This window comes from Miniimonas sp. S16, from assembly GCF_057748195.1.
The window spans coordinates 3,326,351-3,340,054 of sequence record NZ_CM173242.1 but is presented as its reverse complement, the minus strand read 5'-3'; the positions used below and the strand labels follow the sequence as shown (position 1 = coordinate 3,340,054).

At 75.3% G+C, this 13,704-nt stretch carries 10 protein-coding genes; 6 read left to right on the top strand and 4 right to left on the bottom strand.

Annotated elements, in window-relative coordinates; genetic code table 11:
• Window positions 1–257 precede the first annotated feature (257 nt).
• The 3 genes from AC3AQ1_RS14715 (at window position 258) to AC3AQ1_RS14705 (ending at window position 4,957) form a co-directional block, all read left to right on the top strand.
• A complete protein-coding gene (locus tag AC3AQ1_RS14715) occupies window positions 258–938 on the top strand; it encodes an HAD hydrolase-like protein (RefSeq protein ID WP_108719598.1) in 681 nt (226 codons plus the stop codon).
• Between the two features lie 156 nt (window positions 939–1,094).
• Window positions 1,095–3,146 (top strand): ABC transporter ATP-binding protein, encoded by a 2,052-nt coding sequence (locus tag AC3AQ1_RS14710; RefSeq protein ID WP_108719597.1) that lies wholly within the window; start codon window positions 1,095–1,097, stop codon window positions 3,144–3,146.
• A complete protein-coding gene (locus AC3AQ1_RS14705) occupies window positions 3,143–4,957 on the top strand; it encodes an ABC transporter ATP-binding protein (RefSeq protein ID WP_108719596.1) in 1,815 nt (604 codons plus the stop codon). The genes AC3AQ1_RS14710 and AC3AQ1_RS14705 overlap by 4 nt, the downstream gene beginning before the upstream one ends.
• Window positions 4,958–4,987: 30 nt before the next feature.
• On the opposite strand, the gene AC3AQ1_RS14700 is transcribed toward AC3AQ1_RS14705, so the two are convergent.
• The 4 genes from AC3AQ1_RS14700 to AC3AQ1_RS14685 all read right to left on the bottom strand — a co-directional run bounded on the left by AC3AQ1_RS14700 (window position 4,988) and on the right by AC3AQ1_RS14685 (window position 10,295).
• Window positions 4,988–6,970 (bottom strand): YhgE/Pip domain-containing protein, encoded by a 1,983-nt coding sequence (locus AC3AQ1_RS14700; protein ID WP_108719595.1) that lies wholly within the window; start codon window positions 6,968–6,970, stop codon window positions 4,988–4,990.
• Window positions 6,967–8,055 carry an ABC transporter ATP-binding protein gene (locus AC3AQ1_RS14695; RefSeq protein WP_159096586.1) on the bottom strand — a complete coding sequence of 363 codons (1,089 nt, stop codon included), beginning with the start codon at window positions 8,053–8,055 and terminating at the stop codon, window positions 6,967–6,969. Before AC3AQ1_RS14695 ends, AC3AQ1_RS14700 begins: the two co-directional genes overlap by 4 nt.
• A 19-nt stretch (window positions 8,056–8,074) precedes the next feature.
• Window positions 8,075–8,842, bottom strand: coding sequence for an SDR family NAD(P)-dependent oxidoreductase (locus AC3AQ1_RS14690; RefSeq protein ID WP_108720262.1), 768 nt, complete (start codon window positions 8,840–8,842; stop codon window positions 8,075–8,077).
• 94 nt (window positions 8,843–8,936) lie between these two features.
• Window positions 8,937–10,295: an aspartate aminotransferase family protein gene (locus AC3AQ1_RS14685; protein ID WP_370445293.1), complete on the bottom strand. Its 1,359-nt coding sequence runs from the start codon at window positions 10,293–10,295 to the stop codon at window positions 8,937–8,939.
• A 271-nt stretch (window positions 10,296–10,566) separates the two neighbouring features.
• On the opposite strand from AC3AQ1_RS14685, the gene AC3AQ1_RS14680 reads away from it, so the two are divergent.
• From AC3AQ1_RS14680 to AC3AQ1_RS14670, 3 genes are read left to right on the top strand one after another with little or no spacing between them, the layout of a single operon-like run.
• On the top strand, window positions 10,567–11,700 hold the full coding sequence (locus AC3AQ1_RS14680) for an ABC transporter substrate-binding protein (protein WP_108719592.1): 1,134 nt from the start codon (window positions 10,567–10,569) through the stop codon (window positions 11,698–11,700).
• 50 nt (window positions 11,701–11,750) lie between these two features.
• Window positions 11,751–12,830 carry a putative F420-0 ABC transporter permease subunit gene (locus AC3AQ1_RS14675; RefSeq protein WP_370445292.1) on the top strand — a complete coding sequence of 360 codons (1,080 nt, stop codon included), beginning with the start codon at window positions 11,751–11,753 and terminating at the stop codon, window positions 12,828–12,830.
• Window positions 12,827–13,702, top strand: a complete 876-nt coding sequence (locus tag AC3AQ1_RS14670; RefSeq protein ID WP_234417545.1) for an ABC transporter ATP-binding protein — start codon at window positions 12,827–12,829, stop codon at window positions 13,700–13,702. Before AC3AQ1_RS14675 ends, AC3AQ1_RS14670 begins: the two co-directional genes overlap by 4 nt.
• Window positions 13,703–13,704 lie beyond the last annotated feature (2 nt).

Genomic DNA, 13,704 nt, shown 5'->3' with positions numbered 1-13,704 from the left:
TCCCGGACGTGGCGTCCGAGGCCCGGCCCGCTGCGCGCGGCCACTCGTTGACGGCTGTGACGGGCCTGCCCGTCCGGTTCTACTGAGGTCCGCGCTGCGCCGTCCGCGCACCTCGAGCGCGGCCGGGCCGTCGGTGCCCGTTCTTCCGGAGGCTCGCCGGTGATGGCCGGGTCGACGCCTGTGGCTGAAGCCTAGCGGCCCGGGTCCGGGGCGGTCACGGTGGTGCACCTGGGAGCGCACCTGGGAGACTGGAGGCGATGACCTCCCGCCGCTCCCCCCTCGTCCTGCTCGACCTCGACGGCACGCTCGTCGACTCCGCCCCCGGCATCACCGCCTCCGTGGTCACCGCCTTCACCGCGATGGGTCTGCCGGTCCCCGACGCGGCCGGCCTGCGTTCGTTCGTCGGGCCGCCGCTGCCCGCGTCGATGACGGCGCACGGCGTCGCGGCGGAGCGGATGTCGGAGGCGATCGGCTCCTACCGCCGCGCGTTCGAGGACGGCGGGATGTGGAACTCCCAGGTCTTCCCCGGGATCCCCGACCAGCTGCGCCGCCTGCGCGCGGCCGGCGCGACGCTCGCCGTCGCGACGTCGAAGCCCGAGGTGTACGCGCGACCGATCTGCGAGCGGTTCGGGCTCGCGGAGCTGGTCGACGGCGTGTACGGCGCCCCTCTGGACCACGTCCCGTCCACCAAGGCGACCGTGATCGCGCACGCCCTCGAGGAGCTCCCGCTGCTCGGCGTCGAGGTGCCGCCGGTCGAGCAGATCCTCATGGTCGGCGACCGCCACCACGACGTCACGGGCGCGGCGGAGCACGGCATCGCGTGCCTGGGCGTGGCATGGGGCTACGCCGAGCCGGGTGAGCTCGACGACGCCGCCGGGCTCGTGCCCGCCGTCGGGGTGCTCGCGGACACCGTGCTCGCGCAGCTCGCGCGCCACTGACGCGCCAGTCCGATCGGGTTCGCGCGGGGATCGCGCGCAACCGGCCGCTGGCCGCTCCTCGACCGCCACCCGACCTGTTGCACCACGAGCAACGGCCGTCCCGCCTGGCGAACACCCCCTCCCGCGCGGAGAGACGCGCGACGTACAATCGATTCGATGACTGGCGCCGAGGCCCCCACCCCGAAGGACCACGGCCGGGAACGAAACCCGGCCCAGGCGGGGAGTACCCGCAGACCGGCAGCCTCGCCGCCGCCCGCACAGTCCGGACCCGAGCGCCCCCGCTCCACCCCCGCGACGCTCGCGCAGCTCGTCCGCTGGGCCCGCCCCGCCATCCCCCGGATCGCGATGGGCGGCGTCGCCGCCCTGCTCGCCAGCCTCCTCGCGCTCGCGATCCCCCAGGTGCTGCGCGCGCTGGTCAACGGGCCGCTGCTCACCTCCGGCTCGACGCGGGGCGTGGTCCAGGCCGCCGGCCTCGTGCTCGTCCTCGGCGTCACCGAGGCGGTCCTGGTCTGGTCCCGCCGCGTGTTCGTCGCCACCCCCGCCACGCTCGCCGAGCACGAGATGCGCGTCTCGCTCTTCGACCACCTGCTCGACCTGCCCGCCTCGTTCCACGACCGCTGGTCCGGCGGTCAGCTCCTCTCCCGGATCATGGGCGACCTCTCGGCCGTGCGCCGGTGGCTCGCATTCGGCTTCGTCATGCTCGTGGTCTCGAGCGTCACCGTGGTCGTGGGCCTCGGACTCATGGTCGCGACGGCTTGGCAGCTCGGCCTGCTCTACCTCGCCGGCGCCATCCCGATGGTCGTGCTGACCTTCCGCTTCCGCACCGCCTACGCCCGCGCCGCGCGCCGTGCCCGCGACCAGGCGGGCGACCTCGCCACCACGGTCGAGGAGTCCGTGCACGGGATCCGCGTCATCAAGGCCTTCGGCCGCGGCGACGAGGCCCACGAGGACTTCGTGCGCCAGGCCGACGAGCTGCGCGAGACCGAGGTGATGAAGGCCCGCACGCTCGCGCGGGTGTCCTTCTCCCTCACCACGATCCCCGAGGCCGTCACGGCCCTGTGCCTGGGCACCGGCGTGTGGCTCGTGGTCGAGGGCCAGGCCAGCGTCGGCGCGCTCGTCGCGTTCTTCGCCACCGCGGCCGTGGTCAACCGACCCGTCGAGGCGATCGGCAACCTCCTGGCGATGACGCTCGACGCGCGCGCGGCGACCGACCGGTACCTCGAGGTCATCGACGAGCCCAACACGCTGGCCGACCCCGCCGCGCCCGCCCCCCGTCCGGCGCCCGCGTCGCGCGAGGGCTCCACGGTCGAGCTGCGCGACGTCGTCGTGCACTTCCCGGGGTCCGCCGACCCCGTCCTCGACGGCGTGACGCTGAGCCTTCCGCCCGGCCGCACCACCGCGCTGGTCGGCGTGACGGGCAGCGGCAAGTCGACGCTCCTCGGCCTCGTCCCGCGTCTCACCGACGTCACGTCGGGTGCCGTCCTCGTCGACGGCGTGGACGTGCGCGACCTGCGCCGCACCGACCTGCGCGCCCTCGTCGCCCCGGCGTTCGAGGACAGCGTGCTGTTCTCGGCGAGCGTGCGCGAGAACGTGCTGCTCGGCGTCGGGAACGACGCGGACCCACGCGACGGCGAGCCCGCCGAGGCGGTCGACGCCACCGACGTCACCGCCGATGACGCGCGCCTCGCGGACGCCCTCGCGGCCGCGCAGGCGACGTTCGTGCAGGACCTGCCCGACGGCGTCGACACGGTGATCGGCGAGGAGGGTATGAGCCTGTCCGGCGGGCAGCGCCAGCGGCTGGCGCTCGCCCGCGCGATCGCGGCTCGACCCCGCGTCCTCGTGCTGGACGACCCGCTCTCGGCCGTCGACGTGACCACCGAGACCGCCGCCACCGAGGCGCTGCGCACGCTGCTGCCGGGGACCACGACGCTCGTGGTCGCTCACCGGCCCTCCACCGTTGCGCTCGCCGACCACGTCGCGGTGCTCGAGAACGGCCGCATCACCGGCGCCGGGACGCACGCCGAGCTGCTGCGCGACCACCCCCACTACCGCTACGTGCTCACGGCGCTGGCCGAGGAGCACGGCGAGCACGTGGCCGACGCCGACACCGCACCCGACGCCGCGCCCGACGGCGAGGCACTGCCTCCCTACGGGGGCGGCAGCCTCGCCGGGCTGCGGTCCGGCACGCCGACGGGAGGCCGCCGATGACCACCACGACGCCCGCGAGCGCGACCCCCGACCTGCCGGACAGCTCCGACCGCGCCCCGGCGCACGAGGGCGCCAACCCCTCCCTCGCCCTGCTCGGCTCGCTCGTGCGACCCGTGCGTGGGCGCGCGATCCGGCTGGCGCTCACCGTCGCCGTCGCGCAGCTCGCGCTCGTGTCGGGCCCGGCGCTGGTCGCCTACGGCATCGACACCGGGATCCCGGCGCTGGTCGACGGCTCCCCGACCCCCGCCCTGGTGGCGACGTTCGGCTACCTCGGCGTCGCCGTCGTGGGCGGCCTGCTCTCGGCCGAGACCGTGCGGCTCGCCGCGCGGGTGAGTCAGGCGATGCTGCTGGACCTGCGCTCGCGGCTGTTCCGGCACACCCAGCGCCTGGACCTGGAGTTCCACGAGCGCTACACGTCGGGCCGGATCATCTCGCGCCAGACCTCCGACACCGAGGCGCTGCGCGAGCTCCTCGACGGCGGCGTCACGGCGCTCGCCGCGAGCGGGCTGTCGATGATCCTCACCGCGGCGTCGCTGGTCCTGCTGGACTGGCGCAGCGGACTCGTGCTCATCGCGGCGCTCGTGCCCGGTGCGATCGTGACGCGCTGGTTCCAGCTGCGCAGCCAGGTGCAGTACCGCCGCCAGCGCAACGCCGCGGCCCGCGTGATCGTCCGGTTCGTCGAGTCCATGACCGGCATCCGCGCGCTCCAGGCGTTCCGCCGCGAGCGCGCGACGTCGAAGGAGTACTCCACGCTCGCGCTGGAGTACCGCCAGGCGAACCTCGAGGGAATCCGCCTGTTTGGCGTCTTCGACACGAGCCTCACGCTCATCGGGAACGTCTCGGTGGCCGCCGTGCTGCTGGTGGGCGGCCTGCGCGTGCTCGACGGCGGGATGGACGTCGGCGTGCTCGCCGCGGCGGTCCTGTACTCCAAGCGGTTCTTCGCACCGCTGCAGCAGATCGGGACGTTCTACAACTCGATGCAGTCCGCGGTCGCGGCGCTGGAGAAGCTCGCGTCGCTGCTCGGCGAGGAGCCCACGGTGCCCGAGCCGACGCGTCCCGTCCCGCTCCCCCGCCCGCGCGGCGAGCTGCGCCTCGACCACGTCGAGTTCGGCTACGGCACCCACCCGAGCGTGCTGCCCAACCTGGACCTGCGCATCCCCGCGGGGCAGAACCTCGCGCTCGTCGGCACGACCGGCGCGGGCAAGTCCACGATCGCCAAGCTCGTCGCGCGGTTCTACGACGTGCGCCAGGGCGCCGTGCGCCTGGACGGGGTGGACGTGCGCGAGCTGACCACGCGCGACCTGCGCCGCGCCGTCGTGATGGTCACGCAGGAGTCCTACCTGTTCTCCGGGTCCGTGGCCGCGAACATCGCGATCGGTGACCCGGGCGCGAGCCGCGAGCGGATCGAGGCGGCCGCACGCGCCGTCGGCGTGCACGACGCGGTGCTGGCGCTCCCCCAGGGCTACGACACCCCGGTGGACACGCGCGGCGTACGGCTGTCCGCGGGCCAGCGCCAGCTCGTGAGCTTCGCGCGCGCGCTTCTCGCCGACCCGGCGGTGCTCGTGCTCGACGAGGCGACGAGCGCGCTCGACGTGCCCGGCGAGCAGCAGGTCCAGGAGGGCCTGCGCACGCTGCTCGCGGGGCGCACCGCGATCGTCATCGCGCACCGGCTCTCCACCGTCATGGCGTCGGACCGCGTGATCGTGGTGGAGCACGGCGCGATCCTCGAGGACGGCACGCCGCCCGAGCTCGTCGCGGCCGGCGGCCGGTTCTCCGACCTCTACCACGACTGGCAGGCCACGCTCGCCTGAGCGCTTCTGCGCTCCCCGCGGTCCCGCCGCTCAGTCCTCCAGCGGCGGGTGCACGTCCGCCATCGTCCACGTGCGCCGCCGCGCTGCGACCGCCCACGTCCCCACGAACGCCGCGACGCCGACGCCGACCAGGACGAGGACCGCGCGCTGCAGCGTCTGCGGCGAGCCACCGGTGAACGTCACCCGCAGCCCCTCGATGAGGTAGGTCATCGGCAGGTACGGGTGCAGCGCGAGCAGCGCGGGCGGCAGCGTCTGAGCCGGGTAGATCCCCGCCGACGCGGCCAGCTGCAGCATGAGCAGCACGAGCAGTACCGCCGAGCCCACGAGCCCCAGCGCGCTGCGGCACAGGTGCGCTATGAGCGTGAAAACGGCGACGGCCAGGGAGATCAGCCCCACCGACGCCCAGGCGTGCACGGGGTCGAGCCCGAGGGCGACGTCCGCGACGGCGAGCAGCAGCCACGACCCCGCCAGCCCGACGCCGAGGATCGGCAGCCAGCCCGCGAGCGCGACCCGCCACGACGGCGAGCGCGAGACGAGCGCGCGGCCCGACGTCGGGCGCAGCACGAGGAACACGACGATGCCGAACACCCAGAGGGCGATCGAGAAGAAGAACGGCGCGAGGCCGCGGCCGTAGACCTCGGCGGGGTTGTCCACCGTGAGCGTGACGTCGGTCGGGTCGCCGAGGATCGCGGCGTTCGCCTCGCGCTGGTCGGGGTCGAGGGCGGGGACCGCGGCCACGAGCTGGTCCAACCCGGAGGCGAGGTCGGTGGCGCCGGTGTGCGCCGTGGTCACGCCGGAGGAGAGCTCGGCCGCGCCGTCCTTCGCCTCGGTGAGCTTGGTGGCGAGCTCGGCGGCGCCGTCGCGCACCTCCCCCGCCCCGGTCGCGACCTCGTGCGCGCCGTCGTTGAGCTCGTTCACCTGCGACTGCGCGTCACGCACGGTGTTCTGCAGGTCCGGCACCGAGCTCTGCAGCGCCTGCGCGTCGCTCTGCAGGGCCTGGGCGTCGGTGTGGATCCCGTCGAGCGTCGTGCTCACCTCGGTCACCCGAGTGTCCACGCGCCCGACGGCGGAGGCGAGCGCCTCGTAGGCCGGGTCGCCAGCGAGCTCGGGGTGCGCCGCGAGCAGGTCCGCGAGTGCCTGGTTGCCGGCGTCGACCCGCGCCGTGAGGGAGTCGGCGCCGGTCGAGACGGTGCCCGTGAGGTCGGCCACGGCAGTGGTGAGGTCCGCGGCGCCGTCGGCGACGGCGGGGATCGCGGGCACGAGGTCGTCCGCGATCGGGTTCACGACGTCGGCGATCTGCTGCGTGCCGTCCGCCACCTGCGTCGCGCCGTCGGCCACCTGCGTCGCGCCGTCGGCGAGCTGGGACGCGCCGTCCTGGGCGTCGACGAGGCCGGACGCGAGCGCCGCGGCACCCGTGTCAGCGGTCGCGAGGCCGTCGCGCAGCTGTGCGGCGCCGTTGTCCGCCTGGGCGATCCCGTCGCGCAGGGTCGCGAGGTTGCCGTAGACCGACTCGAAGTACGCCTCGGTCGCCGCAGAGTTGATCTGCTCGTGCAGCGTGGCCTGGACCGTCTCGGCCATCACGCCGATCACGTACCCGTTGGCGTCGTTGCGGCGCATCTCGACCTCGGCGCGCTGCGGCGTCGCGTCGGCTCCCGAGGCCAACCGTGCCGAGAAGTCCTCGGGCACGGTGATCGTGAGGTAGTAGTCACCGTTCTCGAGGCCGGTGGCGGCGTCCGCCGCGTCGGTGAAGACCCAGTCGAAGATGGGGTCGTCCTTGAGGTTCTGCACGACCATCTCGCCGGCGTCGACGGTGCGGCCGTCGACCTCGACCGGCTGGTCCTCGTTCACGACCGCGACGGGGATCTGGTCGAGCTTGCCGTACGGGTCCCAGTTCGACCACAGGTACAGCGCCCCGTAGAGCGTGGGGACGATGAGGAGGAAGACCAGCGCGATCCGGTGCAGCGGGCGGTGGTGGCGGGCGATCTCGGCCCACGCCAGGCGGACGGTCCTCACGGCTGCGGCTCCTCGGGGGTCTCGCGGATCGACTGACGGCGGGTCGGTGGGGGGTCCTGCGGCCCGCTGTCGGGCGCGGTCCGAGGCTGCTCGGCGTGCGCGCCGTCGGGCGGATCGGACTGGTCGCGGTGTGCGGCGTGCCGTGGCTGGTCGCGGGAGAGGCGAATCACGGTGTCGGCCCCGAGGGTGAGCTCGTCCAGGGTGGCGGCCACGACGACCGGCCCGGAGCTCGCGACCTCACGCGCGATCTCCCAGATCCGACGACGATCGTCGACCTGCAGGTCGGCCGTGACGTCGTCGATCACGACGAGCTCGGGTGCACCGAGGGTTGCGAGGACGAGGTGCGCGGCGCGCTGCTCGAGCGCCGGGAGCTCCGAGACCCGCGCGTGGGGGTCGAACGAGAAGTCCAGTCGGTCCCACCACCCCTCGACGTGGTCGAGCGCGCGGTGCCGGTCGACCCGGGCCCAGTCCGCGGCGTCGCGCACGTTGTGTCGCAGGGTGAGCTCGGGGTCGAGTCCGACGTGGCCACCGATCAGCGCGACGGCGACTCGCGAGCGGTACCCGCGCAGCGCCGTGCCCCGCGTGCCCGCCGCGATCCGGCGCTGGCCGAGCGTCACGCTGCCGGCGGTCACGCGCATCCGTCCGGCGATCGTGAGCAGGAGGCTCGTGCGCCCGCTCCCGGCCGCCCCGACCACGGCCGCGACCGAGCGCGGGGCGAGCTGCGCGTGGACGCCGCGGAACACCCAGTGCCGCGGCGTGCGGACACCGAGCGCCTCGACCACGACAGCGGGCCTCGCCTCGTCCTCGCTCGCACCGCCGGAGGGCTCGTGCCCCGCGGCGTGCCGGTGCGCGGGCGGCGCCTCGAGCACCGTGGTGCGCGCGCGGTCATCGCCCTCGTCCGGCCGCGCGGGAGGCGCCGCGACGGCGGTGGCGCGCTCGGCGGTGGGCGGCTCGCCGTCGGGCGCCGCGACGGCAGTGGCGCGCCCGGCGGTGGCGGGCTCGCCGTCGGGCGACCCGCTCTCGAGTGCGACGGGCGTCTCGTCGGACTCGTCGGTCGGCTGCGTGGGCTCGGGCGAGGAAGTCACGCAGGCGAGGCTACGACTCTCAGGGCCCCTCGGACCGCGCCACGAGCGTGTTCGTGGCCTGGGCCACAGGACGGATCATCAGCAGGTCGACGTTCACGTGCGCGGGACGGGTGAGTGTCCAGGCGATCGCGTCCGCGATGTCGGCGGCCACGAGCGGTTCGTCGACGCCCGCGTACACCCTCTCGGCGCGCTCGGCGTCGCCGTCGAACCGGTTGAGGGCGAACTCCTCGGTCTTCACCATGCCGGGCGCGATCTCGATGATCCGCACGGGGCGACCGACGAGCTCCTGGCGCAGCGTGAGCGCGATCTCCCGCTCCGCCCGCTTGGCCCCGGTGTACCCGCCGCCGCCCGGGTAGGCGCCGTGCGCGGCGGTGGAGGTGACGAACACGAGGTCGCCTCCGTCGTCGGACTCGAGCGCGGGCAGCAGCGCCTGCGTGAGGCGCAGCGTCGCGAGGACGTTCATCTCGTACATCCCGAGCCAGTCGGCGACGTCGGCGTCCGCGACGGGGTCGAGCCCGATCGCGCCCCCGGCGTTGTTGACGAGCGCCCGGAGCGGGCCGCCCGCGGTCGCACGGGCGGCGAGTGCCGCGACCTGCGCGGGGTCGGTGAGGTCGGCCGCGAACACGGCGCAGCCGGTCTCCTGCGCGAGCGCCTCGAGGCGGTCCGTCCGGCGTGCGGTCGCCAGCACGTCCCAGCCCTGCTCGCGCAGGGCGCGCACGGTCGCGGCGCCGATGCCGGTCGAGGCGCCGGTCACGACGGCGCGGGGCGGGCTGGTCTGCTCGGTCACGGTCACTCCTGGGTCGGGTCGGTCGAGCTTGGTCGGTGGGGCGAGGTCGGGTCGGGTGACGTCGGGTGCGGTCAGGTCGAGTGCGGCCGGAGCGTCACAGCGCCGCGAGCGCGTCGTCGATGATCGCGAGGCCCTCACGCGCCTCGTCGGGCGTGATGACGCAGGGCGGCACGACGTGCAGGCGGTTCTCCGCCACCATCGGGAGCACCCCGCGCGCCACCAGGTCCTTCTTCAGCGCACCCATCGCGCTCGCGGGCAGCGGCTCGCGCGTGGCGCGGTCGGCGACGAGCTCGACGGCCCAGAAGACCCCGCGGCCGCGGACCTCCCCGACGACGTCGTGCCGCTCGGCGAGCGCGGCGAGGCCCGGGCCGAGGACGTCGGCGCCGATCGCGGCGGCGTGCTCGACGATGCCCTCGCGCTCCATCGCCTCGATCGTCGCGACGATCGAGGCCATCGCGAGCGGGTGGCCGGAGTACGTGAGCCCGCCGGGGAACACCCGCTCGTCGAACGCCGCCGCGATCGGCTCGGACACGAGCACGCCGCCGGCGGGCACGTACCCGGAGTTCACGCCCTTGGCGAAGGTCACGAGGTCGGCCGCCACGCCGTCGGCGGTGTGGGCGAACCAGTCCCCCGCCCGCCCGAACCCGGCCATCACCTCGTCGAGGATGAGGACGATGCCGTGCTCGCGCGCGAGCGCGCCGACGCCCGCGAGGTAGCCCGGCGGCGGGACGAGGACGCCCGCGGTCCCGGGAATCGTCTCCAGCAGGATCGCGGCGATCGTGCCCGGGCCCTCGGCCTCGATCGTGCGACGCAGGTGGCGCAGCGCGCGCTCGGACTCCTCCTGGGGTGTCGTGGCCCAGAACTCCGAGCGGTACAGGTACGGCCCGAACACGTGCACGTGCCCGCGGGCGTACTCGTTCGGCATCCGCCGCCAGTCGCCGGTCGCGACGATCGCGGCGCCGGTGTTGCCGTGGTAGCTGCGGTAGTGGCTCACCACCTTCTCGCGCCCCGTCACGAGGCGGGCCATCCGGATGGCGTTCTCGTTCGCGTCCGCGCCCGCGTTCGTGAAGAACACCTTCGCGAACCCCTCGGGTGCGTGCCGGAGCACCGCCTGCGCCGCCCGGCCGCGCACCAGCACCGCGTTGGCCGGGGCGGCCGTGGTGAGCACGTCGGCCTGCGCCTTGATCCCGGCGACGACGGCGGGGTGCTGGTGCCCGATGTTCGTGTTCACGAGCTGGCTCGACAGGTCGAGCAGCGTGCGCCCGGCGTGGTCCCACACCCGGCTGCCGGCACCGCCGGCGATGACGAGCGGGTTGAGCGACGCCTGGGCGGACCACGAGTGCAGGACCTGCCGGTCGAGCCGGCGGGTCAGCGCGTCCAGGTCCTCGTCACGGCCCGGGACGTCGGCGGCGTCCGCCTCGCCCGTCACGGCTGCGGTCTCGGGAGAACTCACGATCCACCTCTCGTCGGTGTGCGCCGGGTGGGGCACGGACGCCTCCATCGTGCCGCACGGCGCGCCCCGCGGAGTGCGGACCGGGGCGACGGCGAGCCAGGCGGACGACGGTCGGCCGGCACCCGTGCGCGGCGGCGGTCGGGCCGCGCCCCGGCGTAGGATCGAGCTGCGGGGCCGGTGCTCGCCCCGATGCACCTCGTGTGCCGCACACCCGTGCACCCTGGTCCACCTGACCTCGGCTCCCCCTCGCTCGACCGCCCCTGGAGCTCCCGTGCGCCGCCCCGCCGCCCTGCCCGTCCTGTGCGTCCTCACCGCCACGCTCGCGCTCGCCTCCTGCGCGGGCGGCACCTCGTCCGGCGGGTCCACGCCCGGGGCGACCACCGCCGACGGCGAGGCGACCTCGGGGACGCTGGCGTCGCCGTCGGGCACGGACGCGGCCTACGCGCCGTTCGAGGCGGACAACTGCGGCACCACGGTGACGCGCGAGGACGCACCGGAGCGGATCGTCACGGTCAAGTCCGCGATGACCGACCTCGTGCTCGCGCTCGGCGTGGGCGACCGGCTCGTCGGGACGGCCTACCAGGACGGCACGCCCGACCCCGCGGACCCGATCACGTCGGGCGAGGTCGCGACCGGCACGGCGCAGGACTCCGCCGCGATCCTCGCGGCCGTGCCCGCCCTGGGCGACCGGATGCCCGCCCGCGAGGCCGTCCTCTCGGTCGAGCCCGACCTCGTCCTGGCGGGCTGGGAGTCGACGTTCGCCGCGGACGCCGCCGGCGAGCGGTCCTCCTACGCCGACCTCGGCATCACGACGTTCGTCGCGCCGTCCGCGTGCACGCAGGCGCCGTACACGCCCGACCCGCTGACGTGGGACGACGTGTTCGGCGAGGTCGAGCAGGTCGGCGCGCTGCTGGGCCGCACGAGCGAGGCCGACGCGCTGGTCGACCGGCTCGACGCCGACCTCGCGAGCGTCGAGCAGGACGTCCAGGCCGACGACGCGGGTGCCGAGCCGAGCGACGGCCCGACGGCGCTGTGGTGGTCCTCGGGCACCGACACGCCGTTCGTGGGCGCCGGAGCGGGAGCGCCGCAGCTCGTCATGGAGACGGCCGGCCTGCTCAACGTCGCCGTCGACCTGCCCGGCGGGTGGGGCCCGTACTCGTGGGAGGCGTCCGCGGCCGCCGACCCCGACGTCATCGTGCTCGTGGACTCCGTCTGGAACTCGGCGGAGAAGAAGAAGGCGTTTCTCGCCGAGAACCCCGTGACCTCCGCGATGACCGCCGTGCAGCAGCAGCGCTACCTCGTCGTGCCGTTCGCGGCCACCGAGGCGGGCGTGCGCAACGTCGAGGCCGTGACGACGCTGCACGAGCAGCTCACCGCGCTCGACACGCAGCCCCAGCAGGGCTGAGCCGGCAACGTCGCGTGGTCGAGCCCGAACCAGTGCCGCCGACCGTGCCCGTGACCTCGCCGCCGCCCGTGCCGACGCCGTCCGGTCCGCGCCCGCGCCGCTCGGCCACCCCCTGGCTCGTCGTCGGCGGGGCCCTCGTGCTGATCGCGTCCGCGGTGCTCGCGCTCGGCGTCGGGCCGGCGGACCTGTCGCCCGCGCAGATCCTCGGCTCGGTGCGCGTGTACGTGGTGGGCTGGTTCGGCGGCGACGCCGGGCCCTCGCCCCTCTCGCCCGTGCAGGAGGCGATCCTGTGGCAGGGGCGGTTGCCGCGGCTGCTCACCGCGGTCGGCGTGGGCGCCGGGCTCGCGATCGCGGGCACCGTGATGCAGGCGGTGCTGCGCAACCCGCTCGCCGACCCCTACCTCCTCGGACTGTCCTCGGGCGCCACCCTCGGCGCGGTCGCGGTGCTGGTCCTCGGCCTCTCGCTGCTGCTGCCGGTCGCCGCGTTCGGCGGCGCCGTGCTCGCCCTCGCGGCCACGCTCGCGCTCGCCGGGGCGGTGTCCGGCGGGCGGCTCACCCCGGGGCGCACCGTGCTCGCCGGGGTGGCGGTCGCGCAGGCGTGCTCGGCCGTCACGTCGTTCGTCCTGTTCACCGGTACCCAGGGGGACTCCTACCGGGAGGTGCTCGGGTGGCTCATGGGCACGCTCGCCGCGGCGACCTGGACGTCGGTCGCGATCGTGTGGATCGCCGTCGCCGTCGTGGGCACGCTGCTGCTCACGTCGGGCCGCACGCTGGACGCGTTCGCCTTCGGCGACACCGCGGCCGCGGCGCTCGGGGTCGACGTCGCGCGGACCCGCTGGGTGCTGCTCGGGCTCGTCGCGCTGCTGGTCGGGGCGCTCGTGAGCGTGAGCGGGGCGATCGGGTTCGTCGGCCTGGTGGTGCCGCACGCGGTCCGGCTGCTCGTCGGCGCGCGCCACGCGCGCGTCCTCCCGCTCGCCGCGCTCGCCGGCGCGGTGGTGCTGCTGTGGGCGGACACGGCTGCGCGCGTGGTCATCTCGCCGCGCGAGCTGCCCGTCGGGATCCTCACCGCGGCGATCGGCGCGCCCGTCTTCGCGGTGCTGCTGGCGCGGCGGCGCGGGGGTGTTGCGTGAGCGGCGGGGCCGGGGTCGGCGTCGACGGCGGGCCCGGGCTGCCGGGTGACCTGCCGGTGGGGTGCGCCGTCGACGCGGAGGTGGGGTTCGCCGTCGACGGCGTGCGGTGGCGGGTCGGCGACCGCGCGATCCTCGCGGACGTCGGCCTCCTCGCGCCTGCCGGGCGCCTCACGGCCGTCCTGGGGCCGAACGGGTCGGGCAAGTCCTCGCTGCTGCGGGCCGTGGTCGGGGCGCTCGACGTCGACTCAGGCGCCTGGTCGCTCGACGGCGAGGACCTGCGAGCGATGGGCCGGCGCGAGCGAGCCCGTCGCGTGGCGCTCGTGGAGCAGGAGGCGCCGACCGACGTCGCGCTCACGGTGCTCGACGTCGTGCTGCTCGGCCGCTCACCGCACCGCTCGCGCTGGCAGGGCGACACGCCGCAGGACGTCGCGCTCGCGCACGCGCTGCTCGCCCGGTGCGGCGCCGCGCACCTCGCGGCCCGCGACGTCGCGACGCTGTCGGGGGGCGAGCGGCAGCGCGTGCACGTGGCCCGGGCGCTCGCGCAGGAGCCGCGCCTGCTGCTGCTCGACGAGCCGACGAACCACCTCGACGTCGCGGCGCAGCTCGACCTGCTCGCGCTCGTGCGCGACGTCGCCGACGCCGACGGCGTGACCGCGGTCCTCGTGCTGCACGACCTCAACCAGGCGCTGCGGTGGTGCGACCACGCCGTCGTGCTCGACGCGGGGCGCGTGGTGGCAGCGGGCCACCCGCACGACGTCGTCACGCCGGCGCTCGTCGCCCGCGTGTACGGCGTGCGGGCGGAGGTGCTCGTCGCGGGCGACGGCACCCCGACGCTGGCGTACCTCGGGACGGGCGTCGACGCCGAACGCTGAGC